Annotated in this window: 16 protein-coding genes; 8 read left to right on the top strand and 8 right to left on the bottom strand. The window is 57.7% G+C overall.

Going from position 1 to position 14,854, the window contains the following annotated elements:
- Positions 1 to 10: 10 nt before the first annotated feature.
- Together coaBC and ABLO27_RS23115 are read right to left on the bottom strand one after the other, a co-directional pair.
- Positions 11 to 1,246, bottom strand: a complete 1,236-nt coding sequence (gene coaBC / locus ABLO27_RS23120) for a bifunctional phosphopantothenoylcysteine decarboxylase/phosphopantothenate--cysteine ligase CoaBC (protein WP_353036162.1) — start codon at positions 1,244 to 1,246, stop codon at positions 11 to 13.
- Positions 1,247 to 1,264: 18 nt separating this feature from the next.
- Positions 1,265 to 2,482, bottom strand: a complete 1,218-nt coding sequence (locus tag ABLO27_RS23115) for a penicillin-binding protein activator (RefSeq protein ID WP_353036160.1) — start codon at positions 2,480 to 2,482, stop codon at positions 1,265 to 1,267.
- Between the two features lie 198 nt (positions 2,483 to 2,680).
- On the opposite strand from ABLO27_RS23115, the gene rsmI reads away from it, so the two are divergent.
- The 3 genes from rsmI (at position 2,681) to gshB (ending at position 5,078) form a co-directional block, all read left to right on the top strand.
- Complete coding sequence (gene rsmI, locus ABLO27_RS23110) at positions 2,681 to 3,595, top strand: 16S rRNA (cytidine(1402)-2'-O)-methyltransferase (RefSeq protein ID WP_353036158.1); 915 nt, start codon at positions 2,681 to 2,683, stop codon at positions 3,593 to 3,595.
- Between the two features lie 2 nt (positions 3,596 to 3,597).
- The gene (locus ABLO27_RS23105; RefSeq protein WP_353036157.1) at positions 3,598 to 3,984 is read left to right on the top strand and encodes a YraN family protein; all 387 of its coding nucleotides are present in this window, start codon (positions 3,598 to 3,600) and stop codon (positions 3,982 to 3,984) included.
- A 149-nt stretch (positions 3,985 to 4,133) separates the two neighbouring features.
- A complete protein-coding gene (gshB, locus tag ABLO27_RS23100; RefSeq protein ID WP_353036155.1) occupies positions 4,134 to 5,078 on the top strand; it encodes a glutathione synthase in 945 nt (314 codons plus the stop codon).
- A gap of 343 nt (positions 5,079 to 5,421) precedes the next feature.
- On the opposite strand, the gene hppD is transcribed toward gshB, so the two are convergent.
- On the bottom strand, positions 5,422 to 6,534 hold the full coding sequence (gene hppD, locus ABLO27_RS23095; protein WP_353036154.1) for a 4-hydroxyphenylpyruvate dioxygenase: 1,113 nt from the start codon (positions 6,532 to 6,534) through the stop codon (positions 5,422 to 5,424).
- Between the two features lie 128 nt (positions 6,535 to 6,662).
- Between hppD and ABLO27_RS23090 the strand changes: the two genes are divergently transcribed.
- A complete protein-coding gene (locus ABLO27_RS23090) occupies positions 6,663 to 7,130 on the top strand; it encodes an Lrp/AsnC family transcriptional regulator (RefSeq protein ID WP_353036153.1) in 468 nt (155 codons plus the stop codon).
- Between the two features lie 160 nt (positions 7,131 to 7,290).
- Here the strand turns inward: ABLO27_RS23090 and ABLO27_RS23085 are convergent, their stop codons facing one another.
- Entirely contained in the window at positions 7,291 to 7,830 is a 540-nt protein-coding gene (locus ABLO27_RS23085) for a hypothetical protein (protein ID WP_353036151.1), read from the bottom strand.
- Between the two features lie 162 nt (positions 7,831 to 7,992).
- Here ABLO27_RS23085 and ABLO27_RS23080 point away from each other — a divergent pair, with 162 nt between their 5' ends.
- Entirely contained in the window at positions 7,993 to 8,742 is a 750-nt protein-coding gene (locus ABLO27_RS23080) for a tellurite resistance TerB family protein (RefSeq protein ID WP_353036149.1), read from the top strand.
- Between the two features lie 157 nt (positions 8,743 to 8,899).
- Here the strand turns inward: ABLO27_RS23080 and ABLO27_RS23075 are convergent, their stop codons facing one another.
- Entirely contained in the window at positions 8,900 to 10,003 is a 1,104-nt protein-coding gene (locus tag ABLO27_RS23075) for a citrate synthase/methylcitrate synthase (RefSeq protein ID WP_353036147.1), read from the bottom strand.
- A 77-nt stretch (positions 10,004 to 10,080) separates the two neighbouring features.
- Between ABLO27_RS23075 and ABLO27_RS23070 the strand changes: the two genes are divergently transcribed.
- The 3 genes from ABLO27_RS23070 (at position 10,081) to ABLO27_RS23060 (ending at position 12,572) form a co-directional block, all read left to right on the top strand.
- Entirely contained in the window at positions 10,081 to 11,250 is a 1,170-nt protein-coding gene (locus ABLO27_RS23070; protein WP_353036145.1) for a citrate/2-methylcitrate synthase, read from the top strand.
- A gap of 92 nt (positions 11,251 to 11,342) precedes the next feature.
- Positions 11,343 to 11,630, top strand: a complete 288-nt coding sequence (locus ABLO27_RS23065; protein ID WP_353036143.1) for a hypothetical protein — start codon at positions 11,343 to 11,345, stop codon at positions 11,628 to 11,630.
- Positions 11,631 to 11,678: 48 nt separating this feature from the next.
- Positions 11,679 to 12,572: an AEC family transporter gene (locus ABLO27_RS23060; RefSeq protein ID WP_353036141.1), complete on the top strand. Its 894-nt coding sequence runs from the start codon at positions 11,679 to 11,681 to the stop codon at positions 12,570 to 12,572.
- Positions 12,573 to 12,705: 133 nt separating this feature from the next.
- Here ABLO27_RS23060 and ABLO27_RS23055 read toward each other — a convergent pair whose 3' ends face one another.
- The 3 genes from ABLO27_RS23055 to ABLO27_RS23045 all read right to left on the bottom strand — a co-directional run bounded on the left by ABLO27_RS23055 (position 12,706) and on the right by ABLO27_RS23045 (position 14,761).
- Positions 12,706 to 13,539, bottom strand: a complete 834-nt coding sequence (locus ABLO27_RS23055; protein ID WP_353036139.1) for an isocitrate lyase/PEP mutase family protein — start codon at positions 13,537 to 13,539, stop codon at positions 12,706 to 12,708.
- Positions 13,540 to 13,799: 260 nt separating this feature from the next.
- Positions 13,800 to 14,264, bottom strand: a complete 465-nt coding sequence (locus tag ABLO27_RS23050) for a DUF1203 domain-containing protein (protein ID WP_353036137.1) — start codon at positions 14,262 to 14,264, stop codon at positions 13,800 to 13,802.
- A gap of 89 nt (positions 14,265 to 14,353) precedes the next feature.
- Positions 14,354 to 14,761, bottom strand: a complete 408-nt coding sequence (locus ABLO27_RS23045; RefSeq protein ID WP_353036135.1) for a GNAT family N-acetyltransferase — start codon at positions 14,759 to 14,761, stop codon at positions 14,354 to 14,356.
- Positions 14,762 to 14,854 lie beyond the last annotated feature (93 nt).

Here is a 14,854-nt window from a genome sequence, read left to right as displayed (position 1 = left end):
ACTGAAACTTTCAGGAACCGGACCGGTTGTTGAGTGCCTCGGCAGCGCGCGCAATGATCTGGCGAGCGACTTCGGCCTTGTCCATCTGCGGCCAGTCTTCAACGCCGGATTTGCTTACCAGGCGAACCGTATTGGCATCGCCGCCCATGATCCCGGTTTCGGGACTGACATCGTTGGCGATGATCCAGTCGGCGTTCTTGCGCTCAAGCTTGGAGCGGGCATTCTTCAAAAGGTTCTGGGTTTCTGCGGCAAATCCGATCAGCAAATCGGGGCGCAGCTTCTCGTGATGGCCGACCGTCGACAGAATGTCCGGGTTTTCGACCAGATTGAGAGCAGGTGGTTTCCCGGTGCCGTCCTTCTTGATCTTCTGCGTGCCTTCCGAGGCAACACGCCAATCGGCGACGGCAGCAGCCATGATCGCGATGTCGGCCGGAAGATTTGTCTCCACCGCCTTCAGCATTTCAGCGGCGGATTCCACCGAAATGACCTTGATGTTGTTGGGATCGGACAGACCGACCGGGCCGGAGACAAGCGTGACCCGGGCACCGGCCGCGTAAGCGGCTTCAGCAAGGGCGTGTCCCTGTTTGCCGGAAGAACGATTGGCAATGTAGCGAACCGGGTCGATCGGCTCGTGGGTGGGACCTGACGTGATCAGGACATGTTTTCCGGCAAGTGGAAGTTCGCCGTTTTCCAACTGATTGTCCCGGAGCACGGCTTCGGCGGCGGCAACGATCTCCAGCGGCTCGCTCATGCGGCCAATACCAGCTTCACCACGCTCGGCCATTTCACCGGAAGCAGGGCCTACAAATCGGATCCCGCGTTCTTCGAGCGTCGTGACATTTCGGGCGGTAGCAGGGTTTTGCCACATCTTCGGGTTCATGGCGGCGGCCACGAGAACAGGTTTGTCCGTTGCCAGCAGAATGGTCGATGCCAGGTCGTCCGCGATGCCATGTGCCATCTTTGCCATCAGATTGGCGGTGGCGGGGGCAATCAGGATCAGGTCATGATCCCTGGCCAGACGAATATGGCCAACATCGTGCTCGTCTTCCCTGTCGAAGAGGGTTGTGAACACTTTCTCGGCTGACAGGGCGCCAACGGCAAGCGGGGTGATGATTTCCTGCGCCCCGGCGGTCATGACCGGCACGACTCTGGCGCCGCGCTCCTTCAGCCGTCGGATCAGATCCAGCGACTTGTAGGCGGCAATGCCGCCGCTGATGATCAGCACGATCTGTTTGCCGCTTAACATCTGCATTCCTTATCTAACCTAAAAACCGGTCCGGAAATCTCTGGGTGCCGGTGAAATGACCTGCGTTCCCTTGCCGGTGACCTGATAGACGGCAAGTCCACGCTCGTTGAGGCCGTTGGACCTGAACCGGAACAGGCCGTCGATACCGATGAAACCATCCGGGTTGGTCAGAATATTTTGCTGGAACCGCTGAGGCCCGGCGGAGCGGATCAGGCCCGCGGCCAGCGTGACACCGTCATACACAAGGCTGGCATTGCGTGGCGGTCGTGAACCGTAGGTGCCCTGGTAGCGCTGTGCAAAGGACTGGAAGCCCTTGTCTTCCGGTCCGGCAAACCAGGAACCGGCCAGAACCGGATTGTTCTTGACCTGCTGGGTATCCCATTGCCCGGAGCCGAGCAGCTTGATCTGCCCGAGATTGGCGCCCTGGCTGACCAGGGTCTGGATAACCTGAGCCGGAACGTTGCCGCCTTGCGGAACGAACAGAGCGTCAATGTTGTTGAGAACGGATTTCAACGCCGTTGTCTTGGCAATCAGGTCCGTCGCGTCCGATCCGGTCATCTTGTACCGCTGAATGGTCGCGATCCGCCCTGCTCCGCGCCCGACTTCCTGGCGGAAGGCAGCTTCGACGACGGCGCCGTAAGCCCCTTCGGGGACCAGGGCTGCGTAGGATTGCTTCTGTTGGCTGTTGGCATAGCCAATGATGCGTTTGACGTCGCTTTCGGGCAGGAAGCTCAACAGATAGACGCCGCGCGCTGCAACGGAAGTGTCGGTCGAAAACGCGATGACCGGTACACCGGTTGCCCTCGCCGCCGTCGCAGCGCCCGAAACGGCCGGTGAAAAGACCGGTCCAAGGATCAGCTCGGCACCTTCGGAAATGGCGGCCTGTGCCGCGGCCCGTCCACCTTCTGCCGTGCCACCCGTATCCTTGACCAGCAATTGGACGTCTGCACTGGGAAAGCTCTGCAGGGCAAGGGAGGCGGAGTTCTTGAACACGGTGCCGATGGAGGCATTGCCGCCGGACAGTGGCAACAGCAGACCGACCCGGACACTTCCTGTGCCGATTACCTCACCCGAAACCTGCGGCTGTCCGGTTGGCTGGATCGTTTCACCGGGGTATGACCCCAGAGTTGACCCCAGGCAGCCGCCGAGCAGCATGGTGCTCGCCCCTGCCAACGCGGTCTTCAAAAAGACACGACGGCCCTGTTGCTTGTTTTTGCCCCGCATTGCACTTGCCATATTTATCAATCCACCTTTTGGCAAAGACTTACGTATTCGTTACCGACATGTCCAGTTTTAGCGCCCTTTGAAGGGGGTATCTGCTTGAAGAATAGTGGATTTGCCTTGCATGAGTTGCGTTCTGCAGGTAGCGCAGAAAAAGAATTGCACCACAGCGACTGGATATTCGGTCGAAGGACCGGACTGTAAGGAGGCTTCATGGGGACGGACGCAACCGCCTCGCCCGCGGAAAAAAATCGCTTCAGCCTTGCAGAACACGCTTTCTCGGCACCCAATCTGGAACCTGCACTCTATATCGTGTCCACGCCGATCGGGAACCTGGGAGACATCACCGTCCGCGCACTTGAAACACTCGCGGCAAGCAGCGTCATTGCCTGTGAAGACACGCGTGTGACGGCAACTTTGACTCAGAAATTCGGACTGAAGACACCGCTTCTGCCTTATCACGAGCACAATGCCGACAAGCAGCGCCCGAAGATCCTGGCGGAGCTTGCAAACGGCAGGGCCGTTGCTCTCGTCTCCGACGCCGGCACGCCGCTGGTCTCGGACCCCGGATTCCGGCTTGTCAGGGACGTTGTGGCCGAAGGCTTCAAGGTGATTCCGATCCCGGGCGCGTCTGCACCACTCGCCGGTCTGGTGGCGTCGGGACTGCCGAGCGACACGGTGCTCTTTGCCGGGTTCCTGCCACAGAAAGGCGGCCCGAAGACCAAACGTCTTGAAGAACTCGCCAAGACGCCGGCGACCCTGATCTTCTTTGAATCTCCGCACCGCACCGCTGCGACGCTTGAACTGATGGCCGATGTTTTCGGCAGCAACCGGGAAGCGGTCGTTGCGCGCGAACTCACCAAGCGCTTCGAAACCTTCGAACGTGGAACGCTGACCGAGCTCGCGCAACGCTTTGCGGACCAGCAGGTCAAGGGTGAGATCGTCATTCTGGTTGGGCCACCGGAAGAAAAGCCGGAAGCCGAAGCTTCCGATCTCGATGAGCTGTTGAAAGAAGCGCTTGCCGAGATGCCGGTGAGCGCGGCCGCCAAGAAAGTCGCCAAGGCAACCGGCTTGGAAAGAAGCGAGGTCTATAAGCGGGCACTCGACCTGAAGTCGGGAGACGGCTGACGATGGCGAGAGAGAAGGCGGGCGGAACCGAAAGTCGCCGCCAGGCGCATGCGCGCGGATTGTCGGCGGAATTCTGGGCCGCCTGGTATCTGCGTCTGACCGGCTGGCGCATCCTGAAACATCGCTACAAGACCAAGGCTGGCGAAATCGATCTCATCGCCAAGAAACGCAAGACCGTCGCCTTCATCGAAGTCAAAGCCAGAAAATCCCGCCGCGCGGCCATGGAAGCGGTCACCCCGGCCAGCCAGAAGCGGATTTCAAAAGCAGCGAAAATTTTCGTTTCGGAACATCCGAAGGCTGGTTTCTTCACCCTTCGTTTTGATGTGGTCGTTGTCCGCCCCTGGGCGTTGCCCGAGCGGATCGAAAACGCTTTTGAGGCCTGGGAATAGATCCGAACCCTTTCCGAGGATTGCCGATATCAGCGTCGTGAAGGGCAGTCGATCAGCTGCCACTGGACAAAGCCGAATGCGGACCGCATATCTGGACCAATCGATCTGAAATACCCCGCGCAAATCTGCGCCCCGCCGGGAGTCGCCTAATGGCTTTGAAAGTTGCGGTCCAAATGGACCATATCTCCACCATAAACATTGCCGGTGACAGCGCTTTCGCGATGATGCTGGAAGCGCAGGCAAGAGGCCATGAACTGTTTCACTATACGCCTGAGCGTTTGGCGCAGCGAGGTGATGATGTTTTCTGCGCTCTGGAACCGGTCCGGGTAAGCGACGAGAAGGGCAACCATTTCGAGCTGGGTGAAAGACAGCGCACGGACATGCGCGACATGGACGTTGTTCTGATGCGTCAGGACCCGCCTTTCGACCTTGCCTACATTGCCGCTACCCACATTCTGGAAAAGATCCATCCCGACACATTGGTGGTCAATGATCCTGCGTCGGTGAGAAACGCACCGGAGAAACTGTTCGTTACCGAATTTGCCGATCTGATGCCGCCGACCCTGATCACCAAGGACAGGGCTGAAATCGACCTCTTCCGCGAGGAATACGGCGACATCGTCATGAAGCCGCTGTTCGGCCATGGTGGAGCAGCCGTCTTCCGCATCACGAAAGATGATCTCAATTACGGCTCGCTCTACGATTTCTTCGACGCAACCTTCCGCGAACCCTGGGTGATCCAGCAGTTCCTTCCGAATGTGAAGCACGGCGACAAGCGTATCCTGCTTGTGGACGGCGAATTTGCCGGGGCGGTCAACCGGGTTCCGGCGGAAGGCGATTTGCGTTCCAACATGGTGCGCGGCGGTGCTCCGACTGACAGCGATCTGAGTGACCGCGAACGGGAAATCTGCGCCCGTCTCGGCCCGTCGTTGTGGGAAAAGGGCCTGATCCTGGTCGGTATCGACGTAATTGACGGCATGCTGACGGAGATCAACGTCACCGCGCCGACCGGAATTCGCGCCATTCGCAATCTGGGCGGTCCTGATGTCGCGGCGATGGTCTGGGATGTGCTGGAGGCAAAGGTCAAGGGCTAGGTTTCCGGGTCTCGGTTTCGGGCCTCAGACCAAAAAAAACCTCCGCGCGGGGCACGGAGGTCAGAAGTTTGTGCTTAGACAATGCAACAGAGGGCCTACTCGGCAGCCTCTGTATGGTAAAACCCGTCTGGTGAAATCTTCTTCCGGAAAAATTTTGAGAACTGTGGTCGCCAGGACACAGTTTTTGAGGTGAGTGGAAGGCAACTCAAGCTTTTTCAATAACTTACGGCGGATCACTTTTTGAATCTTTTTTGAAAAAAAGTGCACGACCCACCGAAAAAACAAAGAAGAGGCCGTCTTCCGGTCGCGGAACACGGCCTCTTCGAGATCTGGTTTGCCGGGATTATTCGGCTGCTTCAGGCTTGATCACACCACGTCGGATCTGATCTTCCTCGATCGATTCAAACAGCGCCCGGAAGTTTCCTTCACCGAAACCTTCGTCGCCCTTTCTTTGGATGAACTCGAAGAAGATTGGTCCGATGACGGTCTTTGAAAAGATTTGCAGCAGGATCTTGGTCATGCCACCGTCGACCACCCCTTCGCCGTCGATCAGGATGCCGTGACGTTTCATGCGGTCGATCGGCTCGTCGTGTCCGTTCACTCGTTTATGGGACATTTCATAATAGGTTTCAGGCGGGCCCGGCATGAACTTCAGTTCGTTTGCCGCCAGCTTGTCGGTGCTGGCGTAAATGTCGTCCGTGCCCACGGCAATGTGCTGGATGCCCTCGCCGTTGTACTTCTTCAGATATTCCTCGATCTGGCTGGTGTCGTCCTTGGACTCGTTCAGCGGAATGCGGATCTTGCCGCAAGGGCTCGTGATTGCCCGGCTGACAAGACCGGTAATCCGGCCATCGATATCGAAGAAGTGGATCTGCTTGAAATTGAACAGATCCCGATAGAAATCCCACCACTTGTCCATGTTGCCGCGATAGACGTTGTGAGTCAGGTGGTCGAGATAGTAGAAACCGACGCCTTCCGGCTTGGGATCAGGGTCGCCCAACCAGTTGAACTCGTCCGAGTAGGCGGCCCCCTTTTCACCATAGGTGTCGACAAAATAGAGCAGTGAACCGCCAATGCCGACGATCGCCGGTACATCAAGGGTCTTGTCGTTGCCTTCATAGGGCGTAGCACCCCGGGCAACGGCATATTCGTAGGCCTTCTGGGCATCGACCACGCGCCAGGCCATGGCCGGTGCGCATGGGCCGTGGACGTCGACGAACTTCATGCCATGGCTGCCGGCTTCCGCGTTCAGCACATAGGTTACGTCGCCCTGGCGGTAGAGCGTGATGTTTTTGGACCTGTGCTTTGCGACAGGTTCAAACCCCATCTTGCGGAACAGCACGTCCAGCTTTTTCGGTTCCGGATGGGCAAATTCGACAAACTCGAAGCCATCGGTCCCCGCCGGATTTTGTTGTGTTATCCGGGCAGGGGGCGCGTCGTGCGGAAACGGTCCCATGGCTGATCCTCCTTTGAATTGACATTCATTGGAGACAGAATGCCGGGGATGATGCGCAGGGTGTGTGCAATCCACGTGTTTTCGCGTAATCTTATACACATAATGTGCAGAGAAGATGAGAAAGACGCATGACTGTTGCACTGGATGGCTATGACGTGAAACTGCTTGCCGCATTGCAGGACGATGCAGCTCTGACCAATTCAGAGCTTGGCGACATCATCAACCTGTCTGCCAGCCAGGTCTCTCGCCGCCGCCAGAAATTGGAAGAGGCAGGTGTCATCCGCCGATACAAGGCCGCGCTGAACCCGGAAGCGCTGGGCCTTATGGTGACCGCCTTCGTCGGCGTGACACTTGGCGCGCACAGCAAGGAAAATGCGCGCAAGTTCCGTAACATGGTAACTGCGATGCCGGAGGTCCAGGAGGCCCACACGCTGACCGGCGACGTTGACTACATGCTGAAAATCGTGGTGCCCGACCTCAAGGCGCTCAGTCACATCATCAACGACGAACTGCTGCCTCAGGAAGCGGTTCATCACGTGCGATCATCGATTGCCATGGAAACCCTGAAAGACGACAATCTGTTGCCTTTGAAATAGCGCCTTTTGCTGACATCGATCCGAAGCGTTCAATTTCTTCGGAATTTCAATGACCAGCAGATTTGTATCGATATCGACGGCTGGCCTGGCTGGTCACGGCGCAGATCGTTGCATTCGCCATTAAGCTGATACCGATGCGCCATCCCGCTCCGTCAGGCGGTTAGAGACCGAACACCTTCATCAAGTCGGACCAGAAGTCGTCCCTCAACCCGGGCAAATCCGGAGCTGGGTTTCCTTTGCTATCTACCAGACAGACATCCGACCAGCCTTTTTCGGCTGATAGCAGGCACACGTCTTCTCCCTTCGGAGGGTCTGCAACGAAAAGGCGGGTCCCGGCGTGGGTCTTGTAGATCAGGGCGGGAGTTTCGGAAACGCGGTCGGAGGTGAACACAAATGTCGGATATTCTGTGCCGCGCGGCAGTCCGCGATCCTGTACTGCGTGCACGGTTAGACTATGAGTTGAAGGAGTATCTGTGTCTGACGAGGTCTGGTCGCCAAGGGCGTCAATGCGAAAGGCATGCAGCTTCCCGGTGGAACTTTCGCCCGCCGCGACAAGGGCCTCCAGATACGCAGCCTGAAGATTTGGTTCCTCCACCACGAAATAGCTGTCCGGATCTTCGCCGGAGAGAAACGCCTGAGCCGGAGACGCGAAGCAAAGACTTGTGGCCGCAGCAACGAGCATGAGAGCGAACTTCGGCAAATCACGGTTCCTGAAGTGGCGTTGGACGTAGGATAAGAAGAACCGATCTGAATCGGAAAACTGTATTCAAATGTAACCCAAACTTGCGCAGCTTGCAGAAATTCCCATTTGATAGAGCAAGTGTGATTTGACCTTCTCCGGGTTGTTTTAGGGAGCCAATTGATGTTTGACGCAAAATCCTTGCTGGACCAGTTCCTGGGTGGTCAGTCCGGCAATCAACAAAGTGGTCGCGGCGGTGCTGCCGCAGCACGGGGCGGATCCGGTGATCTGCTGTCACAAGGCAAGGATTTTCTGTCCTCACAAGGTGGTGGTCTGGCGCTCGGCAGCCTTGCCGGGCTGATGCTCGGCACCAAGACAGGGCGCAAGATGGGCAAGAAAGCCGTGACCTATGGTGGTCTGGCGCTGGTCGCCGGCCTTGCCTACAAGGCCTACCAGGGCCACAAGGCCAATCAGCAGAACGCGCCGCGGCCGCAATATCCGCAAGATGAGCCGATCCCGCTCGAGGCTCCGCGCGGGACCGCCTTCGATCCGGCCCAGCAACCGGGCGGTGAAAACCAGTTTGCCGTTGCGCTGCTGACGGCGATGATCGCCGCGGCCAAGGCCGACGGTCACATCGACCGCGAAGAACAGGATCGGATCTTCGAGAAAATCGATGAGGCCGGTCTCGACAGTGAAGCAAAGGCCTTCCTGATGGACGAGCTGCGCGCGCCACTGGATCTCGACAAGGTCGTCGCTTTTGCAACCTGTTCCGAAACGGCTGCCGAAATCTATGCAGCCTCGCGTCTTGCCATCGATCCGGATCACCCGGCTGAAAAAGCCTATCTGCAAATGCTTGCAGCGCGGTTGGAACTGGATCCCGGTCTTGTTGACGAAATCGAACTGGCCGTCCGCGAAGCAGAAATGGCCGGCTGAACCGGTCAGCACCGGGCCTTTTGAGCCCGCGGCATCACGTCTTCGGCCGGCATCGTGCCAATAGCAGTCAAAGACGATAGATTTTGAGCCATCTCGCGATTGGTCGTGAGATGGCTCTTTCCTTTTGCGGAAACAGCTTGTTGTGTCCGGGAGTGATTTACTCCGGCATCGGCCCGACATATTGCGATGCCGGGCGAATTAGCTTGCCGTTTTGCTGCTGTTCCAGAACGTGCCCGCACCAGCCCGGCGTACGACCGGTAGCAAACAGCGGAGTGAAGAGTGATCGGTCGATGCCGATCGCATCCAGAAGCACCGCTGTGTAGAACTCGACATTCGTGTCGAGAGTCCGGTCCGGTTTTGCCTTCTTCAACGCTGCAAGTGCTTCACGTTCGATGTCTTCGGCAAGTTTGACCTTCGGGTTCTCCTGACCGAGTTGGCGCAATCCGGATTTCAGCACATCCGCGCGCGGATCGCGTGTCCTGTAAATCCGGTGACCAAAGCCCATGAGGCGTTCCTTGCGCGCAAGCGTAGCAGTGATCCAGTCTTCGGCATTTTCGGGTGCGCCGATGGCGTCGATCATGTCCAGAACCGGTCCCGGCGCACCACCATGCAAGGGACCGCTCAACGCGCCCATGGCACCGAGAATGGCCTGCCGCATATCTGCCTGCGTCGAGCCGATGACGCGCGCGGTGAAAGTGGATGCGTTCAGGCCGTGGTCCAGAATGGTCACCAGATAACGATTGAGCGCATCGGCATGGGTTTTCGGAGGGACTTCTCCGGTAAGCATGCGCAGCAGATCCTTTGCGCAGCCAAGGGTTTCATCCGGTGCGATCGGCTCTTTTCCGTGCGCGATCCGGTGGGAAGCCGCCAGAAACACCGGCAGGGCGCCGCTGATTGCAATCGGAGCCGGCAAGGCTTCGCTCAAGGGAAGAGCGGCAAGGCCGAGCTGCATGCGCTCATAAACGGAAAGCGTTGGCGGGGCTGCTTCCAGCAGAGGAACCACTTCAAACGCAGCAAGTCGCGCCTGGCCGAAGGCGGCAACCATCGACGATACCTTGGCAACGTCCAAATCCTGCCAAAGATGCATGACAGCTTCTTCAAAGGAAACGAGCCCGGCCAGGTCCTCGATCTTCTTGCCGCGCAGGATCAATATGCCGTTCTGGCCGTCGACATCGCTGAGCGAGGTTGTCGCGGCAACAACACCTTCAAGGCCGGCAATCGGATCCTGGGTCATGTGGGCAGGATTTGGCGCTTCGGTCATGGTCATCTCCTTCTTCGGTTTGCGCCAGATAGAGAGAAGGAATTGCATTGATCAATGTTGATAACTAAAATCAATATATGAGCACGCCAATCTATCTTTCCGCCCGGGAGGCCGCCGCTGAACTCGGGGTTCAACCGGCAACCCTCTATGCTTATGTCAGCCGGGGACTGATTGCTTCGGTCGCCGGTCCGGGAAAGAAGCGCCGTTACGATGCTGCGGATGTGCGTCGTCTGAAGGGCCGGAAGGCATCGGAGGACCAGACGGGTTCGCGTCCCTTGACCGGTGACCCGGTTCTGGAAACCGAGCTGACGCTCATTGCCGAAAACGGGCCGGTTTATCGCGGCCGGCTGGCAACCGACCTTGCAGCGACATCAACTCTGGAAACAGTTGCGACCCTGCTTTGGGATTCCGGCGACGATCCATTTGCGAAAAATGTTCCTGAAGGCCCCCCGGAGTTGCCGGCAGGACTGGCCCCGCTCGACCGGTTGATGATGGCACTGGCTGCCTGGCCGTTGCAGGACCGCGCGGCATATACGCTGGCGCCAAGGCTCTTGCAGCTCAAGGGAGCAGCGCTGCTTCGCTATTCCATCGCCGCGCTTCTGGATCAGGAACCCGTCGCAACCCCGATCCATACGCAAATTGCCAATGCCTATGGAGTGTCCGCCTCGGCGAAGAACCTCATTCGGGCAGCTCTTGTGCTTTGTGCCGACCACGAACTCAACACCAGTGCCTTTGCCGCGCGCTGTGCGGCGTCGACACGGGCGCCGCTGCATGCGGCGCTGATATCAGGTCTGGGCGCTTTCACCGGTCCACGGCATGGCGCTGCGTCTGATCGGGCAACGGCCTGGCTGGCGGAAATCACCCCGGATTCGGATATCGAAATGGTGCTCGCGGACCGGCTCGGGCGAGGCGAGTCTCTGCCCGGTTTCGGACATTTGATATATCAGGAACGGGATCCGCGCGCCGACTGTCTGCTTGATATCCTGCTGCGAACGGAAGCAGGCCACCCCTTCGTGGAGCGCTTGCCGGTTCTGATCAAGGCAGCCGATAATCTTTTCGGTTTGCCACCCAATGTTGATTTTGCCCTTGCGGCGATCCAGAAAACCTATGGTCTGCCGAAGGATTCAGGCAAGACCATCTTCTGTGCAGGCCGGATGACAGGCTGGATTGCTCACGCTCTGGAGCAATATGCGGCACACGAAAAGATCCGCCCAAGAGCGGCCTATGTTGGCGAGCGTCCCGAATGAGCCGAATTCCGGTTTGCACGAGAAGGTTGATTTTCACCGCCGGGCACCTCTAACGTTTGCACGAGAAGAAACCAGGCTGGAGGGACCTATCGGTGGCGGGCACCGTCGAACATGTCGCCAATGTTGAGCTGCTTGCTACTCTCGGTCTGATAGTCGTGTTCGCGGTCGTCGGGTATCTGGTGCTGAAGCTTCCGGGTGTTCCGGTCAGGGCTTATTTGGGGCCGATGATGCCTGTGAATGTGGGCAGCGTCGGTCTGCAGGTCGCGATATTTGCCCTCATGCCGGATGGCGCCTCTGTCACAATCGGCTTCATTCTTGTTTCAACGGCTCTTACTCTGGTGACGCTGCCGCCTGTCCTGACTTTCTGGGCAACGGGATGAGGGCCGGGAATGCTTGATTAGTCGAATGAATTAGATCTGGGGGCAGATTTGGAAGTCATATTCGGTCACGTCGTCAATGTCATGCTGCCTGTGCTGCTCTGCGTGCTGCTCGGTTATATGCTGGCTCTCGTCAAGGCACCTTTCGACACCAAGATGTTGGGCAGTCTGGTCGCCAATGTGGGATATCCGACGCTCATCCTGGCGCACCTGGCAAAGGAACATGTTCAACTCGGCACATTTCTCACGGTTTTGGCGGCTGCGGCCGGAATGGTCCTGGTTTTTGCCGTGCTGGGATTCGTGGTCCTCAAGCTGCTTGGGGTCTCCATCAAGGCGTATTGGTCGTCAATGATGCTGTCCAATGTCGGCAACATTGGTCTTCCGGTGGCAACGCTGGCCTTCGGTCCTGAAGGAACAGCCGTTGCCATCGGCTTCATAGTCGTCGTGTTGGTCGGCATCTTCACGATCGGGATCGCGATCCCGATGGGAAAGCCGAACTTTGCGGCTCTGGCTCGCCAGCCAGTGATCTACTCGGTGATTATTGCACTCGTCATGATGTCAACCGGTTGGAGATTTCCAGGACCGGTCGATCAAAGCCTGGAAATCATGTCGGGACTGGCTATCCCCATCATGCTGCTGACTTTGGGTGTCAGCCTGGAAACCCTGAAACTCGGCGCATTGTCCAGAGCGTTTATCCTGTCCATTCTCCACATTGGGATTTCCGCGGTTGCGGCGCTGGTTCTGACGCAGGTCCTGACGCTGGACAGCAAGATCGAAAGCATCGTCGTGCTGATGTGCTTCATGCCACCATCCGTCGCAACCTATCTGGCCGTCTCGCAGCATCAGCCGGATGAAGCCCATGGTGTTGCCGGGTTCATCTTCATTTCGACAATCCTGACGCTCGTAACCCTGCCCGTCGTTCTGACCTACTGGGCAACCGGATAATCCGTGCTGCCAGCAAGTCCCAGGACCTTCGGCTTCAGGACAATGTCACAAATTGAGCGAGGCCTGCAGAACCTCGCTCATGATTGTGCCATGCAGTCAGGCATCGTTCAGATGCCTCTACGACTTGGCCGGATCAGGGCCGGGCTTGCATGAAGGATTCGAAATCGGCGGTGCCCATTGCCCGGTCGAAGCATCCGAACGATCCGCCGTCCTTCATGTCTTCTGCGGCGGCGATGAACGACCCGAACGCGATGCGTGCAAGACCGGCTCCGATCGACACGCGCGAAACGCCCATGTCGCCGAGTTCCTTGCGGGTCATGTGAAAGTTTTTGCGCCCGGCAAGGATGTTCAAAGGCGCCTTCACGGCGGCAAGGACGGTGGCGATCTGCTCCTTGTCCTTCAGCTGCGGCGCATAAACGCAATCGGCGCCGACCTCGACAAACGCGTTCAGGCGCTTGATGGTTTCTTCCAGTTCATATTGCGTCTGGACGGGCCCTTCGCTCCGGGCCGTCAGCACAAAATCGGGCGCGAGCCTGTTCTTGACGTCGACTGCCGCCTTGATCCGCTCAACGGCAAGATCCAGGGAGTAATACGGAAACTGCGGATCTGTGGTGTAGTCCTCGATGGAGCAACCGGCAAGCCCGACCTCGATGGCTCCCTTCACCGTCTCCACGACATCGTCGGGACTGTCACCAAAGCCGTTCTCAAGGTCACCATTCACCGGCAGGGCGGACGCGCTGATGATTTCCTCGGCATGCGAGAGAGCATCTTCTCTCGTGATCAGCCCTTCGGCATCCTGAACGCCCCGCGTCCACGCATATCCCGCGCTGGACGTTGCAAGGGCGTCAAAGCGCAGCCCATCCAGAATGCGCGCAGTCCCGATATCAAAGGGATTGGGCATCAGGAAAGCCCGGCCTTTCTCGTGAAGCGCCTTGAAGGTGGCGCGGCGGTTGGCAACGGTTGGCATGGCGCGTGTCTCCCTTGGGTAGAAGATTTCTGTCGTTCTATTCAGAGTTTGTTCCGGAAAATGAGTTCCTTTTCTGGCGACGGTCACAAATGCTGATCGCAAAGGTAAGAACCAGTTTACCGAAATTTCAGGCACCGGTCAGGACAAGAGCTTCATTTTGCTGCCAGGTTTGCCTCAAACCGTACATGAACCGGTAAAAGAAAAGGAGGCGCTTCAATCGAAGCAGCCTCCATTCAGCGTTCGGAAATGTCAGGATCAGACTACGCCGCGACGCGGGTCACTTTTGCGGCAAAACATCCACGGCGGGCATAATGAAGATGAATGTAATCGACGTTCGGGTTGGCGAAGAAGGTCGAGATCAGATCTGAGACTTCCGAGCCATCAGTAACGTCTGCATCGATCATCTCGTGTTCGGCATCAAATGCGCGCACGGAAAGAAGCCGGCTTGAAATCGAGTCCGGGATCGAACCTGCTTCCGGATGACTTTCCACCGCACCTTCCTTGACGAAGATCGCATGCCTGGAGCGATAAGGCGTGTCGCCGGGTTGATGCTCGAAGTTGAGCAGGAAAACCCTTTCGCCTTCGGCTGCATCCGCCAGCGAAACACGGCAGGGAAAGCCGCCATCTGAAATGTGTACCTGGACATTCTTTTCCGCCAGAGCGTCGTCGGACAGGCCGTTCAGGTTAGTAAAGTCGGCTGCAGAAAGCGGGTGGATCTGAAACATGGGTCTGGCTCCTCAACTCATCTGAGGCGACCATAATCATGGGCTCTTTCAGGGGCGACCCGATTTGCGAGCGGGGCGGATTTTTTTGCTCAACGGGCGCGGCGGGACATTCCGACAGAGCGCGGCGCGGTTTCCTTGAACCCGAATTGTTTGTAAAGTCGGTTGGCAGGCACATCTGCGATCAAGCTCACATAGGCCGTCGGAGGCAATCTTGTTTCGATGTAGTCGGTCAGGGCGGCCATGATTCGTTTGCCAAGGCCCTGCCCCTGGTAATCCGGGAGCACAACGATGTCAGTGACTTGGACAAAACAACCGCCGTCCCCCACGAGACGGCCCATGCCCACCGGCTTCTTACCGGCAAAGACCATGACGGAATAGAGGCTGTTCTTCAGTCCGGTTTCAGCAGCTTCCATGGCATATGAACTCAAACCGCCTTCTGTACGCAGTTGCAGGTAAATCTCAGGACTGGGGATCCGGGAAACCAGTTCGATTGTCATGATGCTCTCTGTCTGCCTCTCAGCGTCGTTCGTGAATACGTTACATACGACAATCAACGAGGCTTGTGCGGCGGAAACTGAAGGTTGACCAAT

Source organism: Roseibium sp. SCP15 (assembly GCF_040329435.1).
GTDB lineage: Bacteria > Pseudomonadota > Alphaproteobacteria > Rhizobiales > Stappiaceae > Roseibium.
This window is presented reverse-complemented; position numbering and strand designations above follow the sequence as displayed.

Excerpts from the sequence above, each read along its gene's own strand:
- ABLO27_RS23090 (WP_353036153.1), top strand. The coding sequence starts at position 6,663 with ATGACTGTTGCACTGGATGGCTATGACGTGAAACTGCTTGCCGCATTG.
- ABLO27_RS23105 (WP_353036157.1), top strand. The coding sequence starts at position 3,598 with ATGGCGAGAGAGAAGGCGGGCGGAACCGAAAGTCGCCGCCAGGCGCAT.
- ABLO27_RS23070 (WP_353036145.1), top strand. The coding sequence starts at position 10,081 with ATGAGCACGCCAATCTATCTTTCCGCCCGGGAGGCCGCCGCTGAACTC.
- ABLO27_RS23080 (WP_353036149.1), top strand. The coding sequence starts at position 7,993 with ATGTTTGACGCAAAATCCTTGCTGGACCAGTTCCTGGGTGGTCAGTCC.
- ABLO27_RS23050 (WP_353036137.1), bottom strand. The coding sequence starts at position 14,264 with ATGTTTCAGATCCACCCGCTTTCTGCAGCCGACTTTACTAACCTGAAC.
- rsmI (WP_353036158.1), top strand. The coding sequence starts at position 2,681 with ATGGGGACGGACGCAACCGCCTCGCCCGCGGAAAAAAATCGCTTCAGC.
- ABLO27_RS23075 (WP_353036147.1), bottom strand. The coding sequence starts at position 10,003 with ATGACCGAAGCGCCAAATCCTGCCCACATGACCCAGGATCCGATTGCC.
- ABLO27_RS23055 (WP_353036139.1), bottom strand. The coding sequence starts at position 13,539 with ATGCCAACCGTTGCCAACCGCCGCGCCACCTTCAAGGCGCTTCACGAG.
- ABLO27_RS23045 (WP_353036135.1), bottom strand. The coding sequence starts at position 14,761 with ATGACAATCGAACTGGTTTCCCGGATCCCCAGTCCTGAGATTTACCTG.
- ABLO27_RS23115 (WP_353036160.1), bottom strand. The coding sequence starts at position 2,482 with ATGGCAAGTGCAATGCGGGGCAAAAACAAGCAACAGGGCCGTCGTGTC.
- hppD (WP_353036154.1), bottom strand. The coding sequence starts at position 6,534 with ATGGGACCGTTTCCGCACGACGCGCCCCCTGCCCGGATAACACAACAA.
- gshB (WP_353036155.1), top strand. The coding sequence starts at position 4,134 with ATGGCTTTGAAAGTTGCGGTCCAAATGGACCATATCTCCACCATAAAC.
- coaBC (WP_353036162.1), bottom strand. The coding sequence starts at position 1,246 with ATGTTAAGCGGCAAACAGATCGTGCTGATCATCAGCGGCGGCATTGCC.